The 26576-nt window shown below is 59.1% G+C and carries 18 protein-coding genes, 2 tRNA genes, 2 rRNA genes and 6 pseudogenes; 14 read left to right on the forward strand and 14 right to left on the reverse strand.

Annotated elements, in window-relative coordinates; all coding sequences use genetic code 11:
* Positions 1 to 40 precede the first annotated feature (40 nt).
* The 4 genes from ACW9UO_RS14265 (at position 41) to ACW9UO_RS14280 (ending at position 4731) form a co-directional block, all read left to right on the forward strand.
* A tRNA-Ala gene (locus ACW9UO_RS14265) sits at positions 41 to 116 on the forward strand.
* Between the two features lie 516 nt (positions 117 to 632).
* Positions 633 to 4168, forward strand: a 23S ribosomal RNA gene (locus tag ACW9UO_RS14270).
* Positions 4169 to 4418: 250 nt separating this feature from the next.
* Positions 4419 to 4533 (forward strand): 5S ribosomal RNA (gene rrf, locus ACW9UO_RS14275).
* Positions 4534 to 4654: 121 nt separating this feature from the next.
* Positions 4655 to 4731: transfer RNA gene (locus ACW9UO_RS14280), tRNA-Met, on the forward strand.
* Positions 4732 to 5251: 520 nt separating this feature from the next.
* Here the strand turns inward: ACW9UO_RS14280 and ACW9UO_RS14285 are convergent.
* The 7 genes and pseudogenes from ACW9UO_RS14285 to ACW9UO_RS14315 form a co-directional block, all read right to left on the reverse strand.
* Positions 5252 to 5446, reverse strand: a pseudogene (locus ACW9UO_RS14285) (IS3 family transposase); the annotation flags it as partial.
* A gap of 260 nt (positions 5447 to 5706) precedes the next feature.
* Positions 5707 to 6745: pseudogene (locus tag ACW9UO_RS14290) on the reverse strand (IS110 family RNA-guided transposase).
* Positions 6746 to 6785: 40 nt separating this feature from the next.
* A pseudogene (locus ACW9UO_RS14295) lies at positions 6786 to 7058 on the reverse strand (integrase core domain-containing protein); the annotation flags it as partial.
* 36 nt (positions 7059 to 7094) lie between these two features.
* Entirely contained in the window at positions 7095 to 8468 is a 1374-nt protein-coding gene (locus tag ACW9UO_RS14300) for an IS30 family transposase (RefSeq protein WP_457085814.1), read from the reverse strand.
* A gap of 46 nt (positions 8469 to 8514) precedes the next feature.
* Positions 8515 to 9179 (reverse strand): annotated as a pseudogene (locus ACW9UO_RS14305) (IS3 family transposase); the annotation flags it as partial.
* Positions 9180 to 10541: an IS110 family RNA-guided transposase gene (locus ACW9UO_RS14310; protein WP_457085813.1), complete on the reverse strand. Its 1362-nt coding sequence runs from the start codon at positions 10539 to 10541 to the stop codon at positions 9180 to 9182.
* Positions 10542 to 10754: 213 nt separating this feature from the next.
* Positions 10755 to 11009: pseudogene (locus tag ACW9UO_RS14315) on the reverse strand (transposase); the annotation flags it as partial.
* Positions 11010 to 11072: 63 nt separating this feature from the next.
* On the opposite strand from ACW9UO_RS14315, the pseudogene ACW9UO_RS14320 reads away from it, so the two are divergent.
* Positions 11073 to 11513 (forward strand): annotated as a pseudogene (locus ACW9UO_RS14320) (ATP-binding protein); the annotation flags it as partial.
* A 339-nt stretch (positions 11514 to 11852) separates the two neighbouring features.
* On the opposite strand, the gene ACW9UO_RS14325 reads toward ACW9UO_RS14320, so the two are convergent.
* The 3 genes from ACW9UO_RS14325 to ACW9UO_RS14335 form a co-directional block, all read right to left on the reverse strand.
* On the reverse strand, positions 11853 to 12548 hold the full coding sequence (locus tag ACW9UO_RS14325) for a hypothetical protein (RefSeq protein ID WP_457086453.1): 696 nt from the start codon (positions 12546 to 12548) through the stop codon (positions 11853 to 11855).
* A 13-nt stretch (positions 12549 to 12561) separates the two neighbouring features.
* Entirely contained in the window at positions 12562 to 12903 is a 342-nt protein-coding gene (locus ACW9UO_RS14330) for an antifreeze protein (protein WP_457086454.1), read from the reverse strand.
* 217 nt (positions 12904 to 13120) lie between these two features.
* Complete coding sequence (locus ACW9UO_RS14335) at positions 13121 to 13693, reverse strand: TlpA family protein disulfide reductase (RefSeq protein WP_457086455.1); 573 nt, start codon at positions 13691 to 13693, stop codon at positions 13121 to 13123.
* On the opposite strand from ACW9UO_RS14335, the gene argH reads away from it, so the two are divergent.
* The 6 genes from argH to ACW9UO_RS14365 all read left to right on the forward strand — a co-directional run bounded on the left by argH (position 13692) and on the right by ACW9UO_RS14365 (position 20911).
* A complete protein-coding gene (gene argH / locus ACW9UO_RS14340) occupies positions 13692 to 15083 on the forward strand; it encodes an argininosuccinate lyase (protein WP_457086456.1) in 1392 nt (463 codons plus the stop codon). The two genes, ACW9UO_RS14335 and argH, sit on opposite strands and share 2 nt — an antisense overlap.
* Positions 15080 to 15226: an argininosuccinate lyase gene (locus tag ACW9UO_RS14345; protein WP_457086457.1), complete on the forward strand. Its 147-nt coding sequence runs from the start codon at positions 15080 to 15082 to the stop codon at positions 15224 to 15226. Before argH ends, ACW9UO_RS14345 begins: the two co-directional genes overlap by 4 nt.
* A gap of 14 nt (positions 15227 to 15240) precedes the next feature.
* Entirely contained in the window at positions 15241 to 15558 is a 318-nt protein-coding gene (locus ACW9UO_RS14350) for a DUF2834 domain-containing protein (protein WP_457086458.1), read from the forward strand.
* A 187-nt stretch (positions 15559 to 15745) separates the two neighbouring features.
* Positions 15746 to 16915: a sugar-transfer associated ATP-grasp domain-containing protein gene (locus ACW9UO_RS14355; protein ID WP_457086459.1), complete on the forward strand. Its 1170-nt coding sequence runs from the start codon at positions 15746 to 15748 to the stop codon at positions 16913 to 16915.
* A 42-nt stretch (positions 16916 to 16957) separates the two neighbouring features.
* A complete protein-coding gene (gene lysA, locus ACW9UO_RS14360) occupies positions 16958 to 18223 on the forward strand; it encodes a diaminopimelate decarboxylase (protein ID WP_457088662.1) in 1266 nt (421 codons plus the stop codon).
* A gap of 39 nt (positions 18224 to 18262) precedes the next feature.
* On the forward strand, positions 18263 to 20911 hold the full coding sequence (locus tag ACW9UO_RS14365) for a TIGR02302 family protein (RefSeq protein ID WP_457086460.1): 2649 nt from the start codon (positions 18263 to 18265) through the stop codon (positions 20909 to 20911).
* A gap of 57 nt (positions 20912 to 20968) precedes the next feature.
* Here the strand turns inward: ACW9UO_RS14365 and ACW9UO_RS14370 are convergent, their stop codons facing one another.
* Entirely contained in the window at positions 20969 to 21862 is an 894-nt protein-coding gene (locus ACW9UO_RS14370; RefSeq protein WP_457086461.1) for a zinc-ribbon domain-containing protein, read from the reverse strand.
* A gap of 177 nt (positions 21863 to 22039) precedes the next feature.
* Here ACW9UO_RS14370 and ACW9UO_RS14375 point away from each other — a divergent pair, with 177 nt between their 5' ends.
* From ACW9UO_RS14375 to ACW9UO_RS14385, 3 genes are read left to right on the forward strand one after another with little or no spacing between them, the layout of a single operon-like run.
* Positions 22040 to 22717, forward strand: a complete 678-nt coding sequence (locus ACW9UO_RS14375) for a cell division ATP-binding protein FtsE (RefSeq protein ID WP_457086462.1) — start codon at positions 22040 to 22042, stop codon at positions 22715 to 22717.
* Positions 22718 to 22743: 26 nt separating this feature from the next.
* Complete coding sequence (locus tag ACW9UO_RS14380) at positions 22744 to 23619, forward strand: cell division protein FtsX (protein WP_457088663.1); 876 nt, start codon at positions 22744 to 22746, stop codon at positions 23617 to 23619.
* Complete coding sequence (locus ACW9UO_RS14385) at positions 23619 to 24368, forward strand: lysophospholipid acyltransferase family protein (RefSeq protein ID WP_457088664.1); 750 nt, start codon at positions 23619 to 23621, stop codon at positions 24366 to 24368. Before ACW9UO_RS14380 ends, ACW9UO_RS14385 begins: the two co-directional genes overlap by 1 nt.
* A gap of 93 nt (positions 24369 to 24461) precedes the next feature.
* Here ACW9UO_RS14385 and lpdA read toward each other — a convergent pair whose 3' ends face one another.
* From lpdA to ACW9UO_RS14400, 3 genes are all read right to left on the reverse strand, one after another.
* On the reverse strand, positions 24462 to 25856 hold the full coding sequence (lpdA, locus tag ACW9UO_RS14390) for a dihydrolipoyl dehydrogenase (RefSeq protein ID WP_457086463.1): 1395 nt from the start codon (positions 25854 to 25856) through the stop codon (positions 24462 to 24464).
* A gap of 89 nt (positions 25857 to 25945) precedes the next feature.
* Positions 25946 to 26356, reverse strand: coding sequence for an MAPEG family protein (locus tag ACW9UO_RS14395; RefSeq protein ID WP_457086464.1), 411 nt, complete (start codon positions 26354 to 26356; stop codon positions 25946 to 25948).
* Positions 26353 to 26571 carry an HTH-like domain-containing protein gene (locus tag ACW9UO_RS14400; protein ID WP_457086465.1) on the reverse strand — a complete coding sequence of 73 codons (219 nt, stop codon included), beginning with the start codon at positions 26569 to 26571 and terminating at the stop codon, positions 26353 to 26355. The genes ACW9UO_RS14395 and ACW9UO_RS14400 overlap by 4 nt, the downstream gene beginning before the upstream one ends.
* Positions 26572 to 26576: the final 5 nt, after the last annotated feature.

A 26576-nucleotide genomic window follows, 5' to 3' on the forward strand; every position in this document is an offset into this window, starting at 1 on the left:
TTTACGGCCCCTTTGATGATCCGCATTGCGGATCATCAAAGGGGCCTTAGCTCAGCTGGGAGAGCGCCTGATTTGCATTCAGGAGGTCAGGAGTTCGATCCTCCTAGGCTCCACCATAGTTCTTTCGTCAACGACGAAAGAACGGAACAGGCGAAAGTGGTTGGCGCAGCCAAACACGTGCCGCACTTTCCAGGCGACTCCACGAAAAAAACATAGTCTTGTTCATGACCAATCGATTAGATCGGCAAGCATTTGCGAATGCTTTCCCGTCCAATCGGACGTTGGCTTTCTTCGGAAAGCCTTTGACATCGTTTAGAGAGATACAAAATATCAACACTGTTTGATCGCCCGAGTATGGGATTGATCTCAGTGGGGTGCTGATCCCTTCGGGGTGACGCGAGCAGGATTTTAGGTTGTTTCCTCGACCGAACCCCTGTCTGCCTTGCTGAAAAGAACAGAGTTGTCCAAGTCAAGTACACTAACTGATGCTGATCTTAGGATCAGCATGGGATAGTTTGCTTTTGATCGGAAAGAACGTTTGTATATTGTTTTACGGCTGGCTGCCTGGTGTTTAACCGCAATCAGGTTGTCGTGAAGGCTGTGAGATGAGCAATCTGTCTCTTTCTGGATCAAATCAAGCGCGAGAAGGGCGTTTGGTGGATGCCTTGGCAGTAAGAGGCGATGAAAGACGTGATACTCTGCGATAAGTCATGGGGAGCTGAGAATAAGCTTTGATCCATGAATTTCTGAATGGGGGAACCCACCTGATATTCTGTTATTGTTGCCCGCAAGGGTGATCAATAATGGGGTAAACCAGGTACTTAAGAACTGAATACATAGGTTTTTAAGAGCAAACCCGGGGAACTGAAACATCTAAGTACCCGGAGGAAAGGAAATCAATTGATACTCCCCTAGTAGCGGCGAGCGAACGGGGACCAGCCGAGCTGTGAGTGTGAATAGAATGGCATGGAATGGCCAACCATAGTGGGTGACAGTCCCGTATATGAAGCATGATCAGACGTATTAAGTAGGGCGGAACACGTGAAATTCTGTCTGAAGATCGGAGGACCACCTTCGAAGGCTAAGTACTCCTTACTGACCGATAGCGAACCAGTACCGTGAGGGAAAGGTGAAAAGCACCCCGACGAGGGGAGTGAAACAGTACCTGAAACCGAACGCCTACAATCAGTCGGAGCTTGACTGGACTCTAATGATAATCTGATGCATGTCCTGCCCTGGAAATGGGGAGTTGGACATGGCGGATGGAACCTTTGCCATATTGATGTTGGTCGCAGGACTGACGGATATGGGCATGAATTACTGTGGCACACCGCAAGGCTGTTTAGGCCGAAACGATGTGGCACCGCGGATCGCCTTCTCAGGTGGTCAGGTTCTTGAACGCCGCGCAAAGACGGGTCGTGAAGCCTATCTTCGCTATGATCTGGGGCACCGTAATGGTCCTTTTGGTCATGCGGTGGGGCTCAGTGTCGGCAGCCGGGGGTCAACCTGGTTCGGCATTGGACAGACGTATACGGTGAACGATGGTTCATCGCCGTTTTATGCGCAATTGCATGCGATGACCGGCATTTATAATGCGGGTGACGGCCTTGATCTGGGTGGACCCATTGTGTTCCGCTCGGGTGCAGAGGTCGGTTGGCAGAACAATCGCGGTTGGCGATTTGGTCTCAGCTTCGACCATCGGTCGAATGCGGGGATCTACGATCACAACCCCGGAGTAGAGACGGTGCAACTGCGCCTCTCGATCCCAACCAGATAAGTCGCATCGAAAATTGCATTCTTTAAAACCATCTTCGAAATGGCACGCCAGTGCCGATCCGAAGGATTGGTGTACCGGCATTGCGCCGGCACGGAGTGCAAATCAAACATGATTATTATCAGTGTCCAGTCTTGTGACGGCGTACCTTTTGTATAATGGGTCATCGACTTAGTGTATCTAGCAAGCTTAAGCCGTTAGGTGTAGGCGTAGCGAAAGCGAGTCTTAATAGGGCGATTGAGTTAGATGCATTAGACCCGAAACCGAGTGATCTAGGCATGACCAGGATGAAGGTAAGGTAACACTTACTGGAGGTCCGAACCCACACCTGTTGAAAAAGGTCGGGATGAGTTGTGCCTAGGGGTGAAAGGCCAATCAAACTCGGAGATAGCTGGTTCTCTGCGAAATCTATTTAGGTAGAGCGTCATCCGAATACCCTCGGGGGTAGAGCACTGGATGGGTAATGGGGCCCCACAGGCTTACTGATCCTAACCAAACTCCGAATACCGAGGAGTACTAGATGGCAGACACACTGCGGATGCTAACGTCCGTAGTGGAGAGGGAAACAACCCTAACCTACAGCTAAGGCCCCTAATTCATGGCTAAGTGGGAAAGCAGGTGGGACGACCATAACAACCAGGAGGTTGGCTTAGAAGCAGCCATCCTTTAAAGATAGCGTAACAGCTCACTGGTCTAAATAAGTTGTCCTGCGGCGAAGATGTAACGGGGCTCAAGCCATGAGCCGAAGCTTAGGATGCCGTAAGGCATGGTAGCAGAGCGTAGTGTGACATAGGACCCTTCCTCTTTAGCATCTTTCGGGATGTTGCGGAGGATTGGGTTCTTTCTGTGAAGCCGGCGCGTGAGCGATCCGGTGGAGAGATCACTAGCGAGAATGATGACATGAGTAGCGACAAAGAGTGTGAGAGACACTCTCGCCGAAAGTCCAAGGGTTCCTGCTTAAAGCTAATCTGAGCAGGGTAAGCCGGCCCCTAAGGCGAGGCAGAAATGCGTAGCCGATGGGAACCACGTTAATATTCGTGGGCCAGGAGGATGTGACGGATCATGAAGGTAGTTCATCCTTATTGGATTGAATGGGCTGCTAATTGGTCCCTGGAAATAGCCCTCCATCAGACCGTACCCTAAACCGACACAGGTGGACTGGTAGAGAATACCAAGGCGCTTGAGAGAACTATGTTGAAGGAACTCGGCAAAATACCTCCGTAAGTTCGCGAGAAGGAGGCCCGGTTCTTAGGAAACTAGGGGCTGGGGGCACAAACCAGGGGGTGGCGACTGTTTACTAAAAACACAGGGCTCTGCGAAGTCGCAAGACGACGTATAGGGTCTGACGCCTGCCCGGTGCCTGAAGGTTAAAAGGAGGGGTGAGAGCTCTGAATTGAAGCCCAGGTAAACGGCGGCCGTAACTATAACGGTCCTAAGGTAGCGAAATTCCTTGTCGGGTAAGTTCCGACCTGCACGAATGGCGTAACGACTTCCCCGCTGTCTCCAACATAGACTCAGCGAAATTGAATTGCCTGTCAAGATGCAGGCTTCCCGCGGTTAGACGGAAAGACCCCGTGCACCTTTACTACAGCTTCGCACTGGCATCAGAACTGCAATGTGCAGGATAGGTGGTGGGCTTTGAAGCAGGAACGCCAGTTTCTGTGGAGCCTCCCTTGAGATACCACCCTTTGCATTTTTGATGTCTAACCGCGGTCCGTTATCCGGATCCGGGACCCTGCGTGGCGGGTAGTTTGACTGGGGCGGTCGCCTCCTAAAGAGTAACGGAGGCGCGCGATGGTTGGCTCAGACCGGTCGGAAATCGGTCGTTGAGTGCAATGGCAGAAGCCAGCCTGACTGCAAGTCTGACAAGACGAGCAGAGACGAAAGTCGGTCATAGTGATCCGGTGGTCCCGAGTGGAAGGGCCATCGCTCAACGGATAAAAGGTACGCCGGGGATAACAGGCTGATACTGCCCAAGAGTCCATATCGACGGCAGTGTTTGGCACCTCGATGTCGGCTCATCTCATCCTGGGGCTGGAGCAGGTCCCAAGGGTACGGCTGTTCGCCGTTTAAAGAGGTACGTGAGCTGGGTTTAGAACGTCGTGAGACAGTTCGGTCCCTATCTGCCGTGGGTGTAGGATACTTGAGAGGAGTTGCCCCTAGTACGAGAGGACCGGGGTGAACGATCCACTGGTGTACCAGTTGTTCCGCCAGGAGCAGTGCTGGGTAGCTATGATCGGACAGGATAACCGCTGAAGGCATCTAAGCGGGAAGCCCCCCTCAAAACAAGGTATCCCTGAGGACCGTGGTAGACCACCACGTCGATAGGCCAGAGATGTAAGCGCGGTAACGCGTTCAGTTGACTGGTACTAATGGTCCGATAGGCTTGATTTGATCCAGTAAAAGACAGATTTGAAACGCACTCAAGTAGCCGAAAGGCGGTAGCGCAAATCAAATAAGTCCTTACCGGACGAAGATCAAAGCAAACATCACACTAAATCAGAACGTCACGCTGCAAAGCGGACGTAAATGACTTGACTTGGACACTCTCAAACGAGAGTGAAATCAACCTGTACATAGCAATACTACAGGTCGTTGCGCTTCAGCCGCGCAACACAATCCACCCTTACCGGGGCTTTCCTGGTTTGGTGATCACAGCACGAGCAAAACACCCGGTCCCATCCCGAACCCGGCCGTTAAGTGCCGTCGCGCCAATGGTACTGCGTCTTAAGACGTGGGAGAGTAGGTCATCGCCAAACCTGATAAGCCCCGATAAGTTGTATCTCTCAAACGATATCAGCGACACTGGCCAGAACCAGCCGCTACAACACAGGCCCACAGCCTAAAGTAGCCGCTAACCACCCGGCCAAACAAAACTGTCGCGGGATGGAGCAGCCCGGTAGCTCGTCAGGCTCATAACCTGAAGGTCGTAGGTTCAAATCCTACTCCCGCAACCAACAATTACACACTGAAATCAAGACCATAACAGACACCTCCGGGTGGATATCCGCGTTCCGTTCTGCGCTATGTCCGGCTGATGTGCGTCTCGAAACCAAGGCCGAAATCGCTCCACTGGAGCAGTTACGTATCAGGAAAACCTCGTCAGCTTCCCGACCTGAAAGGTGATCCGCGTCTCGGAGAGCGTACGAAACGCCAATTCCAGCGGAGAACGGGCGGAGGGGAGGGCGGGCGAAGGTTCAAATCCAATTCCTGTTAACCAAAAACAAACTTAAGTCGCAAACCCCGCCACAAGCGGGGCGTTAGAGGTGGCTCGGCTTGTCTGAACAGTTTCCGAGCATTTTCTAAGTGGTTTTCCGCCTCGGTTACGCCGCCACCGCTTCGGGCATTGGCTGATTGAAGTAGGCCTGATCGGGGGTTTTCCCTTCAAGTGACGAATGCGGGCGGCGGCTGTTATAGAAGCTGAGATAACAGCCGATCTGAATCGCCCCGGTTTCACCGGAGACCTATAGCTTCATTTCACGCGACCATATCGAGCACGTCGCGCTGTGCATAGAAGTTCTCTTCAGCCTCTGCTGGCGGGATGTTTCCGATGGGGCCAAGCAAGCGTCTGTTGTTGAACCAATCGACCCATCCGAGGGTGGCCATTTCCAGATCCTGCATGTTCCGCCACGGTCCCTGGCGATGGACCAGCTCGGTTTTGTAGAGGCCGTGTGTGGATGCCCCTTTCAATGCAAGAAGTTTTTCAGATTGCTTGGAACAAGTGATCAGTGCAGTCGTGTGTCCGGCCTTTGAATGCGGCTTTCACACGCCGCTGGCCTGTATGGTGTCCGTGGATCGGGTCCAAATCGTTGATGCGAGCACAAGGCTCCTGGCTTCTATCTGGTTTTCCCAACCCCGTCTAATGACCGTTGTTCCTTACTCTCCTTCGCCCTTCTCACATTGCCGGTTTACTCCAACGCATAGTGCAAAGCTTATGCAGCCAGCGGTGGAATTCGATAGTTCTCTTTTGTGGTTGTTAACGCCCAAACAGTGCGGGCCAGCTTGTTTGCCAGTGCAGTCGCCACCAGCATACGAGGCTTGCGCGCCAGCATCTTGGCAAGCCATGATCCAGGTGGTGGACCTTTCCGGATGGCCCAACGGATGACTGCCATTCGCTGCCCGGCAGTGCATGTTCACATGCATGAGAGGGGTGCCTGTGATCAGCAATCGCCGGATATCGCGCTGTCCCATTTTTGAGGTTCTACCCAGGATTTGTCGCCCACCGGTCGACTTCTGCCTTGGTACAAGCCCGCACCAAGCTGCAAACTCACGCCCATTAGAAAATTCTTCCATTGGTGGCGCGAAGGCCTGAATAGTCGTAGCATACATAGGCCCAACTCCGGGGATTGTCATAAGCCGTGATGTTGCTTCATCTGTTTTTGCTCGGCCTTTGATCTCGTGATCCAGCACCACAATCCTTTCGTCAAAAAGAGCGATCTGATCAATGTATGCTTGGCAAAGGCTTAGAATTTGCGCGGGCAGGTCAACCGCGACTTCATCAAAGCTGGTTATCATACGTCTAAACTGAACCATCCCTTGAGCGACGACGACACCGTACTCCGCTAAATGACCCCGCAAAGCGTTTACCAACTGGGAGCGTTGGCGGACAAATAAATCGCGTGTTCGAAAGACCATGCCCTGCGACTGTTGTTCTGCGCTTTTGACCGAGACGTAGCGCATCGTCGGGCGCGATGCCGCCTCTGCGATTGCTTCTGCGTCATTTGCGTCGTTCTTTTGACGCTTCACAAACGGCTTAACGTAAACAGGTGGGATAAGGCGCGCTTCGTGGCCAAGCTTGCCAATCTCGCGCCCCCAATAATGGGACGTAGCGCAAGCCTCCATCACAACAACGCACTTTGGAAGCTCACTCAGGAACGCGGTAAGCTGAGGGCGCGACAATTTCTTGCGGAACACGACAGAACCATCAGCGGCAGCCCCGTGCAGCCGGAAGCTCCGTTTTGCTAAATCAATTCTGGACCTGTCACGCTTTAGTGCCGCCCCAAGTGCTCGTTTATGCCACCTTTCGTTCAAAAGCGACCGGGCTTTTCCAGCCGAGTGCCGAGTGGCGTCGGCGAGGATTGTAGAAGCCGTTGATGTATTCGAAGATCGCCATCTCAGCCTTCCGTCGCGTTTCCCAAGGGTGTCTCCAGATCAGCTCAGCTTTGATGGTTTTGAAGAACGTCTCGACCGCTGCATTGTCGTAGCAATTTCCTTTACCGCTCATGGACACTTTGAATCCATGCTGACGCAGGATCTTCTGATAGTCGTGAGAGCAGTATTGGGCGGATTCAACTGGTCGTCGCAACGGTTGGTTTATATCTTACCGCAGGACGTCGTCCAATGCCTCTGCAGGCGTTCTCCAGCCAAGCGTTTTGCGGGGTCTGCTGTTGAGTGTGTGTGCCACGGCGTTCAACTCGTCCTCACCATGCGCACTTAGATCCGTTCCTTTGGGAAAGTATTGGCGCAGCAGGCCGTTGGTGTTTTCGTTAGAACCGCGTTGCCAGGGGCTTTGAGGTTCGCAAAAGTAGACGTCGATCCCGGTTTCAGACGTCAGCGTTTCGTGCTGAGCCATTTCAGCACCTTGGTCCCACGTGAGTGATTTACGCAAGTGTTCGGGCAGATCCTGAATGGATTTGGCGATGGCGTCGCGCACGGCTTCAGCGCCGTGCCCGGCAAGAGCTGGGCCGTTCTTGAGGCGCAGGCCCGTTCCATGGCCGGGCATAGGTGGCAAATGAAGCAGCAGCGTAAAGCGGGTTTTGCGTTCAACCAATGTGCCGATCGCAGAGCTTTTAAGACCGAGGATCAAATCTCCCTCCCAGTGTCCTGGAACCGCACGATCCTCGACTTCGGCTGGACGTTCACTGATCATTATCTCGTCCGTAACGTAAGCCTTGCCTTTACCCTTTCGTCGCGCGCGAGGAACGCGCAAGGCGCGGCCAGAGCGCAGGCAAGCGACCAATTCTCGACGCAGCGCACCACGCCCCTGAATAAACAAGGACTGATAAATGGCTTCATGGCTGATACGCATCAAGGGGTCATCCGGATAATCCAGCGGTAGGCGGCGTGCAATTTGCTCAGGGCTCCAAGCCAGGGCCCATTTGCGGTGCTGGCGCCGCACCGAACGCCGCTTTGTCCAGCGTACGGTAGGACCAGCGACAACATCCCCATCGGGGCCCGCTATCTGACCCGACAGCCGCTCTTCGACATAGTGCCGCAACATATCATGTCGTGCCAGTTTTGTTGTCTTGGGTCTGCGCGCTGCACGATCAGCGTGCCATTGGGCGGTTGTCGCGCGATACTCAAAACCGCCGCTGCGCGTTGCTGCATTACGACGCAATTCTCTGGAAATCGTAGAAGCAGCTCTGCCAATCTTACGGGCGATCGCGTTGACGCCCAAACCTTGAGCCCGACAAAGCGCAATCTCTTCACGTTCTGCAAAACAGAGATAGCGCCCCGAAGGTGGCGGTGCGGAACTGGAGTATTGTGATGGCGGCATGCCTCCGGCCTCTCGAAACCAACGACTGCCAACAGGGGCAGACGCTCCAGCTTGAACTGCGGCTTCTTCGCTGGAAATGCCCTGTTCAATCAATCGCCAAAACAAAACTTGCTGAGCGCGATCTGCCACTTTGGGCCGTCCTGGCGAGCGCATCTTGTCTCGGGTGCTTCGATCCGAAGCTCGTTTGTGTGTTGTCATCACAACCTCCAATCTGGAACCGTTGCGACGACCAGTTGAATCCGCCTTGGCTGCCGCGATCCGTGTGGTGGATGCAGTCTTTCGGCGGTGACCGGAACGCGATGGCCATTTTCAAAGCCCGGATCGCAAGATCGCGCTTCATGCGATTGCTCACAGCCCACCTGTTACCCGGCAGTGGTTTGCCTTTGCAAACCATGAGAGGGCGATGACACGACGGGAATGCAAATCTATGACCACAGCCAGATACAGCCATCCCTCACGGGTCCAGACGTAGCTTATGTCACCAGCCCATTTCTGATTTGGCCCATCTGCGTTGAAGTCACGATCCAGCAGGTTTGGCGCGATATTGAACTTGTGATTGCTGTCTGTGGTCACCTTGTGTTTGCGCGTCCTGACCACAGATATGCCGTTCTGACGCATCAAGCGCCCGACACGGCGGTGCCCGACATCCAGACCAATCTCTTTCAGTTCTTCGGTCATCCGTGGCCTTCCATAACTGCCCAAACTAAGACGGGACTGTTCTTTGATGTGGGCCAAGGTCACCAGATCTGACCGCTGCCGACGGCTGGCAGGACGACTGCGGAAGGCACGTAGACCGCGTGCGCTGACACCAACGACATCGCACAAGCGATTGGCTGGGAAGCTGGACATGTGCTCTTCGATGAACCTAAACCTCATTGCTTTAGACCCGCGAAGAATTGGGTGGCCTTCCTAAGAAACAGCCGCTGTCTCCGGGATGGGCGCCAATGCAAATCCGAGGGTCTTGGCGCGCCGTTGAAGGTTTGACAGCACACGTTGCCGATGTCGTTCGTCATAAGCTGCGGCGCCTTGATCTTGGTAAGTCATGCCGTGCCGCACAGCGTTGTAAAACAGAACTGCGATCTTGCGCGCCGTTGCGGTCACCGCCTTCTGCTTGCCGATCCGGGCCGAGAGGCGTCGATAGAACGCACCGAGGGCCGTGTCACTTCGGCCAATCGTGACGGCTGCAAGACGCAGAAGTGCAGCGGCGCGGCTTGAAGATCGGCGTGTCCGCGAAGACAGCAGCTTGCCACCAGAGATCTTGTTGCCCGGCGCCAGACAGAGCCACGACGTGAAGTGCTTGGCGCTCTTCCACGCGCGCAAATCCGTGCCGCATTCGGCCACCAGCTTCAAAGCCAGCGACGGCCCAAGGCCATGGATCTGCGTCAGGTCCGTGCCCAGCACCCCGTAAAGTGCAGCGCGCACATCGAAAGACGGCGCGTTGTGCTGCTTGCACTTGATCCGTGCCTTGGGCAGTGGGGCCAGATCTCCATCTGCCTTGGCAGTCAGCGCTCCGACCGCCGTCTCGAGCCTGCGGTCGCATGCTTCGATCTGCGATTTGTAGAAATCGTAAAGTTCCAGCGACTGTGTCAGGGCAAAGACATGCTCCTCACGGTCGTTGCCGACCAGCGCGGCCTTGATCGTGTCCATAGAGGATTTGCAGCGAACATCCCGGAACGCGGCGAGAGCCTCCGGATCACGCTCGCCAGCGACGATGGCGCGGATGATCCGCATACCGGTCCCGCCTGTGATATCGGAGACGACATGATGCAGTTGCAGGTTCATCTCCATCAGCGCCTTCTGCATGTGTTGGATGTGAGCGGCGGCATATTCTGTCAGGCGTTCGCGCTGGCGCATATAGGCGCGCAAGGTGGCGATCTCGGCCTCAGGCCGAAAACTGCCACGCAACAGACCATAGGAGTGTAGCTGACGCAGCCATCCGGCATCGCTGACATCGGTTTTGCGGCCAGGCACATTCTTGGCGTAACGGGCGTTCACGAGGATGACCTCGAAGCCATTCGCTTCCAAGATCTCGAAGGCCGGTATCCAGTAAACGCCGGTCGACTCCATGGCCACGCTGGTGACACCGCACGACCGGAACCAGTCGGCAAGGTCGTGCAAATCTTGTGTGAATGTCCCAAAGGCGCGCACTGGCATGATGTCGGTGTCAGGGTTCACAGCCGCCATGTGCATCGTCGAGCCGATGTCGATCGCGGCCGCATTGGGATTGACCATCTTCAAGTCCGGGTGGCCACCGGATTTACGCTTCGTCATGGCACCTCCTCCGTTCAAGGCGAAGGGCGTGGGCTATGCAAGTTCGTCATCTTCCTAACCGGGATCACCGCGATGGCGGCGTCACCACTCTCAAGTGCGCATCAGCCCATGTGCCACGTTTTTTAACGGGGTCCAGCCCACCAATAAGCCATCGGCAACTGCCCTTCAGGCGCAGCATAGCACAGGCTGTTTATACTGCGCACAGGCGGGCTGCGGCCGGGAACGGTTTTTTAAGATCTCCCTCTCCTCCTTGAGGAGCCTGATCTCGCGCCGAAGCCGATCATTCTCTTTGGCGAGGTCTAAATCCTCTTTGGAAACCACGTCTGTATCTCGGTGCGCGGTGATCCATTTGTTCAGCGTTGACATGCCAACACCCAGATCGTCAGCCACCTGCTTACGTGTTAGCCCACTGGTTAGTGCGATACGAACCGCATCTTGGCGGAATTCGTCCGTCCGTTTCAGTCCCATAGTCAATCTCCTTTGTTGCAGTAAATGCTATCAAAGGAGCGGCATCAAACCGCGACAGGTCCACTCATCGCCCTGGGCCCAAGCGGCACCGGCAAGACCCATGTCGCCCTGGGACTGGGATTGGCGGCCTGCCAGAAGGGTCTGAAGGTCCGCTTCACGACTGCCGCTGCCCTGGTTCATGAACTGATCGAGGCTGCCGATGAACGGCGCCTGCAGCGCCTGCAAAAGCTCCTGGTCAGCCAAGACCTTCTGATCATAGACGAACTTGGCTTTGTTCCGCTGTCCAAGACAGGCGCCGAATTGCTGTTCGAGATCATCTCCCAGCGCTACGAGCGCGGCTCGATAATCATTACCTCAAACCTGCCCTTCGATGAATGGACCGAGGTCTTCGGCTCAGAACGTCTGACCGGTGCCATTCTGGACCGCCTGACCCATCATGTGCATATCCTGGAAATGAACGGCGAGAGCTTCCGTTTGCGCCAAAGCCGAAAAGCCCAATCCTGAAATCCACATACCAAGATCGGAAGGGCTGGCCTGCGGCCAGCGCGCCTTGACACGCGTCAGCTATTTGGCAAGCACGCGCGCCAAGGCGCCGCTAACTCCCAACCAAACTGTCCAATTTTACACCGGGAAACTGACCCTTTTTGCGCCGGGATTGACAGCGATGCGCAGCCGCTTCTGTGGCCCATTATTGATCCGCGTTTTACACAGGCGTATAGAAAATTCGGGGCACCTCACCCCTCAGGCCAAAGAAGCTTGCCAAAAGTTCTGCCCGCTTGCTCGCATACAAAAACGGCGGCTCTTCAGGAGCCGCCGTTCTAGGTCGTTCAGGTAAATAATGTCTTACTTGCTGTCGGGCTTCGCCTGCGCGGCTGGTGTCGCGGAAGTCTGCGACGGAGTGCTCGGCTTTTCGGCCGGGCTGGAAACCGCGGGTTTGGACGATGCGGAGGAAGGTTGTGCCTGTGCTGTCGGTGCGTTTTGCGGCGCGGTTGGCTTCGCTTCGGCAGGTTTCGGCGCAACGGCTTTCGCCTCGGGTGCCTTCGGCGCGACCGGCGCGGGTTTCTTCACCTCAGGCGCGACCGGCGCAGCGGCTTTGGGTGCGGATTGCGGAGCAGGGGTCGGTTCTGCAGGCGCGGCTTTCGCGGAAGGTGCTGCAACCGGAGCGGCTTCTTTCGCCGGGGCGGTTGCGGCGGCTGGCGTCGCGGGCGATTTGGCCTCGGGAGCGGTCTTCTTCGCGACAGACGCGGATTTTTTCGGGCTTTTGGAGGCCTTTTTCGCCGCCGGTGCCGTTTTCACCTCGGGCAAATCAGCAACAGGTGCGGCCACTGGTTTAGGCGCAGCTTTGGCCGATGCCGGTGCCGTCGTCACATTGCTAGCCGGCGCTGCCGACACAGGTGTCACGGGCGAAAACCGCGCAGCGCTTTCGAAGGCGGAGGTCACGATGATCCGGGCCACGCGCAAGTTGCTTTCCAGCGTGCGGTTGGCCATTTGGATATAGGCGGCGGACATCTCAAGTTGTTTTACAAGCAGGTTCATCAATAAATTCCCGTAGTCAGAGTGTGTTGCTGAACAGGGCACCCGGAACAGTGGGCCCCCTTTTTTCCAGCCGCGCCAGGTTGCTTCCTACGGCGTCCGAAAGCGGAGCGACCCAGGCCAACGTCACTTGTTCGGGCCGGTTGCCCGCGAAAAATGCCTTGGCAGCGGCAAGATTGGCTTCAAGAAAGGCCACCGGTTTCTCGGCAACCATGCGTTGATTTTCGTCTTTTTCCAAGGACCAGCCGCCCAGCATGCCGAGGCTGCGATAGGCGATGACGCTTTGCGCCTGAACGGTGAGGGTTCCGAGTTCCAGACACGCTTTCCAGCCGTCCAGCGCTTGTCTGATTGAGGCATTCATCGTGTCTGTATCCTTCCATGCACCGGACAGATCCGGGTATGACCACCTCTGCGCCGCTGAAACGAAATCCAGACGCGCCGACAGCCATAAGTCAATTCCCGTTCATACTAGCATATTATTCTGCGCTTGCATTATAATTATGCTGCACTGCGGCAATGCTCGGCGACCTGTTGCCGCCGCGCGTAGGCGATTCAAAATTCTGTACTATTACAATGGCTCAGTGGTCGATGAAGGCCTGCAAAATGGCCTTTGCGCTGTCGCTGGACCAGTCTGCCTCACCCTGCATACGTGCGACCTCTTGACCCTGACGGTCAAGAATCACTGTGGTTGGCAGACCGAAAACCCCCATGCCGCGCGCGATCAATTGGTCGGGATCGCGGTGCAGGGGGAGGTTTTTGATCCCGACGGTGTCAAAAAACCGGGTCATCGCCGGCGCCGGATTGCGGCCTGTGGCCATCGTGACCACTTCGAAATCCGCGCCGCCGAGTTCGGTCTGAAGATCGGCGAGCATCGGCATTTCCTTGCGGCAGGGCGCGCACCATGTGGCCCAGAAGTTCAACAGAACCACCTTGCCGTGATAATCCGAAAGGTTCAGCGCTGCGCCGTCGAAATCGGTGAAATCGGTGGCCTCGACCGGCACCGGATCCGCATGCAACATCAGCATTTGCATTCCGCCGTCGCGCATCGCTTCGAGCTTGGCAATATCCGCAGCATTTGCGCTTGCCCCCAAGCCCATATAGACAGCCACAGCAACAGCCGACGCCATTATTCCCCGACGAGTGAGCTTCATGTCAGACAAATCCTCAAACCAGATGTGGGGCGGCCGCTTTGCCGCCGGACCGGACGCGATCATGGAGGCGATCAATGCCTCGATCGGGTACGATCAGCGGATGGCCGCCCAGGATATCGCGGGCTCGCGTGCCCATGCCGCCATGTTGGCCGCGCAAGGCATCATTGACGCTAAAGATGCCGAGACCATTCGGGAAGGGCTTCTCACGATTTTGTCAGAGATCGAGGGCGGCAAATTCGAATTTTCCACTGCGCTGGAAGACATTCACATGAATGTCGAGGCGCGGCTGAAGGAAGTGGTCGGCGAACCGGCCGGGCGTTTGCACACCGGGCGTTCGCGCAACGATCAGGTGGCGACCGATTTCAAACTCTGGGTGCGCGATCAGTTGGATGCGGTCGACCTCGCGCTTGGCGCGCTTTTGCAGGCGCTTCTTGCGCAGGCCGAGGCCGGTGCCGACTGGGTGATGCCCGGTTTCACCCATTTGCAAGTGGCGCAGCCCGTCACCTGGGGCCATCATATGATGGCCTATGTCGAGATGTTCGCCCGCGACCGCTCGCGTATTCAGGACGCCCGCAAGCGGATGAACGAATCGCCGCTTGGCGCCGCCGCTCTGGCGGGCACCTCCTTTCCCATCGACCGCGACGCCACGGCCAAAGCGCTTGGCTTTGATCGCCCCGCCGCCAACAGCCTCGATGCGGTGTCCGACCGTGATTTCGCGCTGGAATTCCTTGGCGCGGCGTCGATCTGTGCGATGCACCTGAGCCGTATGGCCGAGGAGTTGGTGATTTGGTCGTCGGCGCAGTTCCGGTTTGTCGCTTTGTCCGACCGGTTTTCGACCGGTTCGTCGATCATGCCGCAGAAAAAGAACCCCGATGCAGCTGAACTGATCCGGGCCAAGATCGGGCGGATTTTCGGGGCCAATGTGGCGCTGATGATGGTGATGAAGGGCCTGCCTTTGGCCTATTCCAAGGACATGCAGGAAGATAAGGAACAGGTGTTTGACGCCGCCGACAGTCTGATGCTGGCGTTGGCCGCGATGGAAGGCATGGTCAAGGATATGTCTGCCAACCGCGACAGCCTTGAAGCCGCTGCTGCGACCGGGTTTTCCACCGCCACCGATCTGGCCGATTGGCTGGTGCGGGTGCTTGGCATGCCGTTCCGTGATGCGCATCATGTCACCGGGTCGCTTGTGGCCATGGCCGAGGGCAAGGGCTGTGATCTGCCCGACCTTAGCCTTGAGGATATGCAGTCGGTGCATGAACACATTACCGCCGATGTGTTCGAAGTTCTCGGCGTGCACAATTCGGTCGCTTCGCGCGTCTCATATGGCGGTACAGCGCCGTCAAGGGTGCGCGAACAAGTGGCGCGCTGGAAGGAGATACTGGCATGAAGGCTTTCGTCGGTGTGGCAGTGGCTCTTTTCCTCGTCGGATGCGGTGTGGATGGCGCGCCAAAGCGGCCTGAGGCCGACAGCCCGGTCGCCATTAAAGTGACCGGCACCGCCGAGGTTGGCGTCTCTGGCGGCTCGAACTAGGCGCGATGGCGGGCATGTCTCCTCTTCGTTGGGCCTATCTGGCACTTGCGCTTTGGGGCACGGTGCATCCGATGGCGTATTTCGGACAGTGGCTCTGGGCCAACGGCTGGCAACTGTCCGGTTTGATCGACGCTTGGCACGTAAACGCCGCCACCCAAGGGCTCGTCTGGGATCTGACGATCGCTGCACTCGCGCTCACCCTCTGGATCGGAGCAGAGGTTGCGGTGCGTCGCAATTGGCTGGCCTTGATCGCCATTCCGGCGACATTTCTTATCGGGTTGAGCTGCGGTTTGCCGCTCTACTTGTTTTTGCGAAGCCGCCCGGTGGTCTGACGTCGAGTCGGGCGGTGGCGTTTGTTTACCACAGGACGCGAAATCTCCGAGTGAAATACCGTTAAAATTGTAATTTCCTGCAAACCTATCCTTAAGATTTGGTGGGTAATGGTGGTGTCGGCCGCATTCCGGCCACAATTGCCTGTGACTTTTGCGGACACGTTTAGCGATACCTCCGGAGGATTCCATGACCCCTGCCATCGCCCACAAAGGGCTGCTGACTGTTCCTGCTGCGGATCTCGGCCACCCGGTCGGGCAAATGGCCAAGGTGGCCCGCGCGCACGGGATAGGGCGCGTGCAGCAATACGCTCAGTTGCTTGCGTTACGTCTTAGCGGCACAGGCCTGCGGACGTGCGAATATTACGACTACGGTCTCTACGCCAAGGGCCATAGCCGAAGCAGTCGCGCGCAGTTTCTTGGTGCGCGGGGCAGCGAACGCCTCAATCGCGAACTGGCACAGCCCGGCGACGCAGAGCATGCCGCGCTGATGACCGATAAGGCGGCTTTGACATTCTACCTGGCGGAACGTGGGCTTGCCACGACCGCAACCCAAGCGGTCGTGGGCAACCGAATGCAATCCGGCGCGCTCCCCATGCTCAAAAATGTCGGACAAATTCTCAGCTTTCTGACCGGTGCCGCCCAATATCCGCTGTTTGCCAAGCCGGTGAATGGCGAGCTCACTGTCGGCTCGGCCCGGATCGAGCGACTTGATGATGAATGCCGCTTCCTGCAATTCTCCAATGGCCGCTGCATGGATCTCATCGCGTTTGCGGAAGAGGTGATGCGCGACCACGCCAAAACCGGATTTATGTTTCAAACGGCCGTGCGTCAGCACCCTTTGTTGACCGCGATGGCCGGTTCGACGCTTGGCACAATCCGCATCGTCACCGCAACCGAGGAGGCGGGCGCGCCGCGTCCGCTGTATGCGTTGTGGAAAATTCCGGCCCCGGCGGCGATGTCCGACAGCTTTGGTCGCAGCGGCGCGATGCTGGCGCATGTGGATGTCGACACCGGGGAAATCCTGCGGGTGCGCCGCGGAAAGGGCCTCAAGACCGAGCATCTGGATCATCACCCGACAACGGGCCGGCGGTTGACCAACCAATTTCTGCCGCACTGGCGAGAGCTGCGCACGCTGGCGAGCGAGGCGCATTGGATGTTTGGCCACGACGGCGTTCTGGGCTGGGATATCGGTATCTCAGCGCAGGGGCCGCAGATCGTATCCTGCACCGATGCACCGCTGCACCGGCTTTACCAACTGGCCAGCGGCGAGGGCGTGATGAACGACCGCTTCGCGCCGGTGTTCCGGATGATGGCAAAACGCCAGGCCGCGGCACCGCGACAGGCAAAGACCGCTTGATCCACCATTGATCCCGTCAGCGGTTTTGCTATGACCGCCGATATGGATCATTTTCTCTACCGCGACGGCGCGCTTTTCGCCGAGGATGTGCCCGTGGCCGAGATTGCCGCCACGGTCGGAACCCCGTTTTACGTCTACTCAACCGCCACGTTGCTGCGCCATTTCCGGCTCTTCGACGAGGCGCTCGAGGGCATGCCGCATCTGGTGTGTTACGCGATGAAGGCCGCCTCGAACCAGGCGATCCTGAAAACCCTGGCCGAGGCCGGGGCCGGGATGGATGTGGTATCAGGTGGCGAATATGCCCGCGCCAAAGCAGCAGGCGTGCCGGGCGCGCGCATCGTGTTTTCCGGCGTCGGCAAGACCCACGAGGAAATCCGCGACGCACTGACCGGTGGCATCCGCCAGTTCAACGTCGAAAGCGAGCCAGAGATGGCGGTGATTTCCGAGGTTGCCACATCTTTGGGCACCGAGGCCCCGATCACCATCCGAGTGAACCCGGACGTTGACGCTAAGACCCACGCCAAGATCGCCACCGGCAAGAGCGAAAACAAATTCGGCATCCCGATCAGCCGCGCGCGCGAGGTGTATGCCCACGCCGCAACCTTGCCCGGCATCCGTATTATCGGCATCGACGTGCACATCGGCAGCCAACTCACCGATCTTGAACCCTACCGGCTTGCCTATCGCAAGGTCGCAGAGTTGACCGAGATCTTGCGCGCCGACGGCCACGATATCCAGCGGCTTGATCTCGGCGGCGGCCTCGGCATTCCCTATACACGGTCGAACGAAAAGCCGCCGCTGCCGGTGGAATATGGCCAGTTGATCAAGGACACCCTCGGCCATCTTGGCTGTGAGATCGAGATTGAGCCGGGCCGCCTGATTGCTGGCAACGCCGGGCAATTGGTGTCGAAAGTGCTTTACGTCAAGCAGGGCGAGGACCGTCAGTTCCTGATCCTCGACGCGGCGATGAATGATCTGATCCGCCCCGCGATGTACGACGCGCATCACGATATCGAGCCGCTCAACGAACCTGCGCCGGGTGTGGAACAGGTGCCCTACGACATCGTCGGCCCGGTCTGCGAATCGGGCGATACCTTTGCCAAGGGGCGGATGATGGCGCCGCTGGCGGAGGGCGATCTCGTGGCGTTCCGCTCGGCGGGCGCATATGGCGCGGTGATGGCCAGCGAATACAACACCCGGCCCCTGATCCCCGAGGTTCTGGTGCGGGATGATAAATTTGCTGTCATCCGGGCGCGTCCCACCTTTGACGAAATCATAAATCGAGATACCATTCCCGAGTGGCTCTGACGCGCGTCCGCGTCTGGGCCTCCTTGAGAATGGAGCGGTATGATCCCCCAGACGACACGCTATCTTGAAAGCCTGAGCCAAATTCGCGGCGCTGTGACGCTCACCCATCTTGGCCTTTGGGCCGAACGGGTGACGCGCGCGTTTTGGCCTTTGTGGTCTTTGGTTCTGGCGGCCGTGGCGCTGCTCATGCTGGGCGTGCAGGATCACCTCCCGATCGAGGCGGTCTGGGCGTTGATCGTGCTGTCTGCGCTTGGCGGGCTTTGGGCACTGATCCACGGTATTCGGCAGTTCCGCTGGCCCGCGCGGCAAGAGGCGCTTGACCGGCTGGATGCCACGCTCAAGGGCCGGCCGCTGCAAACCCTGCGGGATTCGCAAGCAATTGGCGGCAAGGATGCGGCGTCGGTCGCCGTCTGGCAGGCGCATCAGGCGCGCATGGCGCAACGTGCTGCCGAGGCGCGGGCGGTGTCGCCCGACCTGCGGGTGTCGCGGCGGGATCCGTTTGCGCTGCGTTATGTTGCGGCGTTGGCGCTGGCCGTTGCGCTGCTGTTTGGCTCGGTGTGGAAGGTGTCGTCGGTGGTGGACATGACGCCGGGCAACGGCGCGCTTGCCGGTGGCCCAACATGGGAGGGCTGGGTCGAACCGCCCGCCTATACCGGCTTGCCCTCGCTGTATCTTGCTGACCAGGCCGCCGCGACGCTGACCCTTGCTGAGGGCAGCCGCATCACCTTGCGGCTTTATGGCGAGCTTGGCGCGCTCACGGTGTCTGAGACGATTTCGGGGCGCAGCACAGACCTTTCCGGCGCAGATCTCCCCAGCGCAGAGGACAACCCCGGCACCGCCGATCCCTCGCAAAGCTTTGACGTAACCCGCGCCGGCACCTTGGCCATCGACGGTCCCGGTGGCCGCAGGTGGGACATCCTGCTGGCGGGAGATACGCCGCCCTCGGTGCGGGTGACGGACGAGATCACTACAGCGGCGCGGGGCGAAATGTCCTTGCCGTTCGAGGCGCGCGACGATTTCGGAGTGATGGGCGGCGAGGCGGTGATCACGCTTAACCAAGCCGCGATAGACCGCCGCCACGGACTTGCCCGCGCGCCAGAACCGCGCGATGCGATCCGGGTGCCTTTGCCGCTGCCGATTGCCGGGTCACGGGCCCAGTTCAACGAAACCTTGATCGAGGATTTCTCAGAGCACCCTTGGGCCAATCTGCCGGTGCGGATCGAATTGACGGTTTACGATGACCTCGATCAGGCCAGCGCGCCCGAAGTGCTTGAGGTGCCGCTGCCGGGCCGACGGTTCTTTGATCCATTTGCCGCCGCGATCATCGACCAGCGCCGCGCGCTGTTGTGGACGCGCGACAACGCCCCCGACACCATCCAGATCCTGCGCGCCATCGCCCACCGGCCTGAGGATCTGTTCCGGTCTTCTGTGCCTTATCTGCGGATGCGCACGATCCAGAGACGGCTTGAGGCGTTCACGGCGCAGGGGTTGACTGAGGCGCAGCGGGATGAACTGGCAGAGGCCATGTGGGATCTTGCGGTTTTGCTCGAGGACGGCGATCTTTCAGATGCGCTTGAGCGTTTGCGCCGGGCACAAGAGCGGCTGAGCGAGGCGATGAAAAATGGCGCTTCGGATCAGGAAATTGCCGAGCTGATGCAGGAATTGCGCGAAGCGACCGACGATTACATGCGGCAACTGGCGCAGCAACAGCGCGAAAATGGCGATCAGAATTCCGAGATGGCGCAGAATCCGGGCGACACGATGGAGATGTCGCAGGACGATCTTCAGGCGATGATGGACCGGATTCAGGAACTGATGGAGCAAGGCCGTATGGCCGAGGCCGAGCAGGCGCTGCGCGAATTGCAGCAGATGATGGAGAACATGCAGGTCACCCAAGGCCAGCCGGGGCAGGGCCAGCCTTCGCCGGGACAGCAGGCGATGGACGGTCTCGGGGAAACGCTGCGCGAGCAACAAGACCTGTCGGATGAGGCGTTCCGCGACCTTCAGGAGCAGTTCAACCCCAATGGCCAACAGGGCCAGAGCGAGGGTGAGCAAGGGCAGCAGGGCGAGCCGGGGCAAGGGCAGCCAGGCCAGGGCCAGCCAGGCCATGGTCAACCAGGTCAGGGACAGGACAATCAGCCGGGCGAGGGCCAAAGCCAAGGCCAGCAACCCGGCCAGCAGCAAGGGCAGGGCCAGCGTGGCGGGCTTGCCGACCAGCAAGAGGCGCTGCGCCGCGAGCTTGAGCGTCAGCGCGGGGCGCTTCCCGGTCAGGGCACCGAGGCGGGGCAGCGCGCGCAGGAGGCGCTTGAAGATGCCGAGCGTGCGATGGACGGCGCGGAAGAGGCGCTGCGCGGCAACGATCTGCCTGAGGCGATTGACCGTCAGGCCGAGGCCATCGAGGCGTTGCGCGAAGGCATGCGCAATCTGGGCGAATCGATGGCCGAGGAGCAACGCCAGCAGGGCGGGCAGGGCGATACGGCTGGCGCGCCGGGCGGCGACCGCCGCGATCCGCTGGGCCGTGATCCGGGCAACAGCGGCAACGTCAACAGCAACGAAGACCTGTTGCAGGGCGAGGATGTCTATCGCCGCGCGCGGGAATTGCTGGATGAGATTCGTCGGCGGTCCGGCGATGGCGACCGCCCCAAAATCGAGCGCAACTACCTCGAACGATTGCTCGATCGCTTCTGACAAGACGGACCCGATCCATCAATGGATCGGTCCCGATCTGTTGACAGATCGGCCGCGTTACTGCGGCGAAGCTTCGGACGCCATGCCGTCAAGCCATTGCAATCCGGCCAAAATCCGGGCGTCGAGCCAAATTCGCATCTCACCCACCCAGATCACATAGGCCTCAAGCGTTGACGCAAGTGCCGGCACGCGCTCGGCGATCTGGGGCGCATAGATGTACAGCAGTGCCGCGACCGCCGCCAACAACAGGATATAAGTGAACCCGCGTCGAAAGCCGCTGCGCGTGGCCCGCTCGGGCTCGGCGGCACTCTCTTCGCTGGCGTGCTGCTGGCGCGGTTGGTCGGTCGAGCGCAGGGTGGAGTTGATCTCTTCGATATCGGGCAAAAGCTCGCGCCGCGACCCGCTGGCCGCTGCGGCTGCCGCTGCGGTGGCTGCCGAGGTTTGCGCCGCCGCCTTTTCGGGATCTTGCCCGCGCATCCGTGCCATACGCTCGCGCGATTGACGGGCGCGTATTTCAGCGTCGTGGTCCGTGCTCGACATATCATCGAGGCCGAGGTCAGGCTGGCTTTCCACCGCGCCCCGCTCGGCCTGGCGCACGCGCGTTTCGCGCTCGGCCTCTTCGCGCAGAACGCTGGCAACCTCGGGGTCAAGCTTGCGCGGCTGTGCCTCGGGCATATCGGGCGCAGGCTCTGGCCGAGGGGGCGGCGCTGGCGCGGGCTCTGGTGGGGGGACGGGCGCAGGGGCTGGCGCAGGGTCTGGTGCGGATTCTGGCACGGGGTCGGGACGTGCCGACTGTCGCACCGGATCGGCGTCGTCCATTGCATCCTCGTTCGGCGCGGCCTGAAACCAGGTCTTGCCGCAACTGGAACATTGCACATCCCGGCCATCGGGCGGGATCACATCGTCCGGAACCTCGTATTGCGCGTCACAATTTGGGCAAGTCAGCCGCATTTTTCCTACCTGTCGCTCATTGGGGCACGTGCCCCGCCTTAACTTGGATCATATGGCCCCGGAACAGCAAGGAAAAGCTCAATGACATCAAGGGCGCGGATTGCAAGTAGGCCTGTGCTGTTGCATTACAGGCCATAATTGACGGCAATCCAACGAAATCCGAAGCGGGGCGCGCAGGTGATCGAGCTTGATGAAGTGGCTTACAGCTATGGCGGCGGCGAACTGCTGACCGATATGTCGCTGCGTCTGGCACCGGGATCCTTCCATTTCCTGACCGGTCCGTCGGGCGCGGGCAAGACGACGTTCCTTAAACTGTGCTACGGCGCGCTGGTGCCGACCGGCGGCCATGTGCGGCTGTTTGACAAGGATGTGCGCGAGCTTGACCGCGACGGGGTGGCCTATGCCCGCCGTCGCATCGGCGTGGTGCATCAGGATTGCCAGTTTCTGGATCATTTGACTGTGGCCGAAAACATTTCACTGCCCTTGGCGGTGTCGGGGCAGGACAAGCTGGAAACGCAGTCCAACCTAAAGGAGCTGATGAGCTGGGTCGGGCTGTCGTCGCGCGCCAAAGCCTATCCGCCGGAACTGTCGGGCGGCGAACGTCAGCGCGCGGCGCTGGCGCGGGCGCTGATTCTGTCGCCCGAGGTGGTGCTGGCGGATGAACCCACCGGCAACGTCGATTGGGAAATGTCGCAGCGGCTTTTGCAATTGTTGGTCGAGCTGAACAAGATGGGCACGACGATCATGATCGCCACCCACGATCTGAGCCTGATCCGCGCCGCCAAGCATCATGTGCAGGCGCGGGTTCTGCGCATCTCGGGGCGTAAGTTGCAATTGGCGGGGGCGGATCTGTGAAGCTCGACCTTTCTGCCATCACTGACATGATGTCGTTTGACGCGGGTGCGGACCGCGTGGTGCCGCCCACCGGATTTACCGCGCGGCTGACGGTGTTCACTGCTGGGGCGATGGCCTTTCTGGCGGTGTTTGCGCTGGCTCTGTCGCTGGCCTCGGGGCGGTTGGCTTCAAATTGGAGCGACGCACTGGCCGGCAGCGCCACTTTGCGGATCTCGGCCCCCGTCGCGCAGATGGCGGCCCAGACCGAACGCGCGCTCAAGATCCTGTCCGAGACGCCGGGCGTGGCCGAGGCCCGTGCTTTGGACGCCGATGAACAACGCGCGCTGCTCGAGCCGTGGTTTGGCCCCGATCTGCCGGTTGAAAGCCTGCCGGTGCCGCAGCTGATCGAAGTGCGCGAAACCGGGGGCGGCTATGACAGCGACGGTCTGCGGTTGCGGCTTCAGGCGGAACTACCGGGCGCGGTGCTTGACGATCACACCCGTTGGCGCAAACCGCTGGTCAGCGCGGCCGGGCGGCTGCGGCTGCTGGGCTGGGTGGCGATCCTGCTGATCTTTGGCACCATGGGCGCGATGATCACGCTGGCGGCCAATGCCGCATTGGCGGCCAATTCGCAGGTTATTCAAGTGCTTCGGCTGGTGGGCGCGACCGATACCTATATCGCCCGCGCCTTTGTGCGGCGCTTTACCCTGCGGGCGGCGATGGGGGCGGCGATGGGCGTGGCGCTCGGGCTTTTGGCGGTGTTGCTGCTGCCCTCGGCCCGTGTGGATGCCAGTATTTTGACCGGCCTGCGGTTTCAGGGCCTGCACTGGCTTTTGCCGCTGATGGTGCCGTTTCTGGCCGCTGCGGTGGCCTTTGGCGCCACCCGCTGGGCGGCAATGCGCGTTCTGGGAGGGCTGCGGTGATGCAATATATCCGGTCACTGATTTTCAATATTCAGATGTATGTGATGATGGCCCTGATGGGCATCTTCTTCTTTCCGCTGGCCCTGATCAGCCGCCGTGGCGCGCGCTGGACCGCGCGGACCTATTGCCATTGGGTGCGCTGGACCGCGAGCTGGATGATCGGGCTCAAGACCGAAATCCGCGGAAACGTGCCGCAGGGCGAGGTGATGGTGGCGTCGAAACACCAATCCTTCCTCGACATCATCATGATCTATTCGGCCCTGCCCAACGGCAAGTTCATCATGAAACGCGAGCTGTTGTGGACGCCGATTGTTGGCCAATACGGCCTGCGCGTCGGCTGTGTGCCGGTGGCGCGCGGCAAGCGGGGCGCGGCGATCAAGAAGATGGTGGCGGATGTGGCAGCCGGGCTGGAAAACCCCGGTCAGCTGGTGATTTACCCGCAGGGTACGCGCGTCGCGCCCGACCGGTATCTGCCGTATAAAGTGGGCAGCCACGTTCTGTATTCCGAGATGAAGCACCCCTGCGTGCCGGCGGCAACCAATGTCGGCGTGTTTTGGCCGCGCCAGACCGTTCTGCGCAAACCCGGCCTTGCGGTGATTGAGTTTCTTGATCCGATTGCGCCGGGGATGGACCGGGCCACCTTTATGCCGCTGCTGGAAAAGACCATTGAGGTCCGCTCCGTGGCATTGATGCGCGAAGCAGGGTTCGACGCGTTCCCCGAGGAAACCCTCAAGGTCGTCGCACCCTGAACGGGTGAAATTCCATCGATGGAATTTTAAAAAGTTTATTAAAAACTTTTGGTCGTCGCCGGTGGCGGGCGTTGGCGCGCCACCGGCAGGGGATCACATGTGGATCGGGCCGTCACCACAGGCCAGAGCCGCCTCGCGGACCGCTTCGGAGAAGGTCGGGTGCGCGTGGCAGGTCAGCGCGACATCTTCGGCAGAGGCCCCGAATTCCATCGCCACACAGATCTCATGGATCAGGTCGCCGGCACCCGGTCCGATGATGTGGCAGCCGAGAACCCGGTCGGTTTCTTTGTCGGCGATCAGCTTGACGAAACCGTCACCGGCAAACACCGCTTTTGCGCGGGCGTTGCCCATGAAGGAGAATTTGCCGACCTTATAGGCGCGGCCTTCTGCTTTCAGTTGGTCCTCGGTCTTGCCGACGCTGGCCACCTCGGGGTGGGTGTAGATCACGCCCGGAATGACGCCATAGTTCACGTGCCCGTGCTTGCCCGCGATGACCGCAGCGGTTGCCATGCCCTCGTCTTCGGCCTTATGCGCCAGCATCGGGCCTTCGATCGCGTCGCCGATGGCATAGATGCCTTTGACGTTGGTCTGCCAGTGGTCATCTACCTTGATCTGGCCGCCCTTGGTGGTCTCGATCCCGAGCGCCGCGAGGCCGAGGCCATCGGTAAACGGACGCCGCCCCGTGGCGCAGAGCACCACGTCCGCCTCGGCGGTGGCTTCGCTGTCATCTTTGCGCAGTTTGTAGGTGACTTTCGCCTTGGTCTTGTTGGCGTCGACCTTTTGCACAGCCGCACCAAGGGTGAATTTCAGCCCCTGCTTTTCGAGCAATTTCTTGAACTGCTTTTGCACGTCAGCGTCCATGCCGGGGGTGATGTGGTCGAGGTATTCGATCACTTCGACCTCGGAGCCAAGCCGCGCATAGACCGAGCCCATCTCAAGCCCGATCACGCCCGCGCCGATCACGATCAGCTTCTTCGGGATCTTGCCGAGGTCCAGCGCGCCAGTCGAGGTTACCACGACCTTTTCATCCACGGTGACATCCGCGCCCGGCACTGGCGAAGGCTCAGAGCCGGAGGCGATGATGATGCTTTTGGCGTCGTGGATCTCGTCGCCAACCTTGACCTTGCCGGCCTCGGGGACCGATCCCCAGCCTTTGAGCCAGTCGATCTTGTTCTTTTTGAACAGGAATTCGATGCCTTTGGTGTTGGTGTCGATGGTGTCCTGTTTGTAGGCCAGCATCTGTTTCCAATCGACGGAGGGCGATTTGCCCTTGAGGCCCATCTTGGCAAAGTTATGCTCGGCCTCGTGCAGTTGGTGGCTGGCGTGCAGCAGCGCCTTGGACGGGATGCAGCCGACGTTGAGGCAGGTGCCGCCAAGGGTTTCGCGGCCTTCGACACAGGCGGTTTTCAACCCGAGTTGCGCACAACGGATGGCGGCAACATAGCCGCCGGGGCCTGCGCCGATTACGATGACATCATAGCTTGCCATGGTTTGTCCTTTCTTGAGAGGGCGTTTCGGGGGCGCTGCCCCCGGACCCCCGGGATATTTTCAAAGCCAGAGAAGAGGGCGGTGAGCGCTCATAGCAGGGTGGCCACGAGCAGGATGAGGATGGCGACAAGGCCGAGCGCCCAGAACAGCGAGCGCCAGGGCACCCAGCCGAAGGCGTAGGCCGGGATATAGAGCACACGGGCGATCAGGTAGAGGCCGCAGGCGGCCCCGGTGATGGCGTTGCCTTTGTCGGCGAAGGTGACGGTGAGGGTGGCGATGGCGAAGAGGAGCAGGCTTTCGAAGTGGTTGGTCATCGCGCGGTGCAGGCGGGCGGTGCGCGGGGTGACTTGCTCCATCAGCGGCTTGGTCATCCGGTGGGGGTCACGCGGGCTGAGGGTCTTGGCGGTGCCGAGCTCACGGTTGGCCGGGATCGCCATGAGGGCGATCTGGATGATTTGCAGCAGGGCTGCGAGGGTGAGGGCGGTGAGTTCGGGGGTCATTTTAGCGTGACAAACTCTGCCAGCCTCATACCCTTGCGCAATTCTGTCCCATAAGATGTCGGAACGTCAGCATCAGCGCAAATCTGTTTGAGGTTGTGGCCGTCGAGTTCTCTTGCAAACTCAATGCCGAAAAGATGAATTGTTACGACGGTCATGCCATTGGCGGCCGCATGGTATCGCTTCTTAAATTCCATACTAAGCGCTTCAGCTTGCATAACGT

Source organism: Marinovum sedimenti (assembly GCF_054052205.1).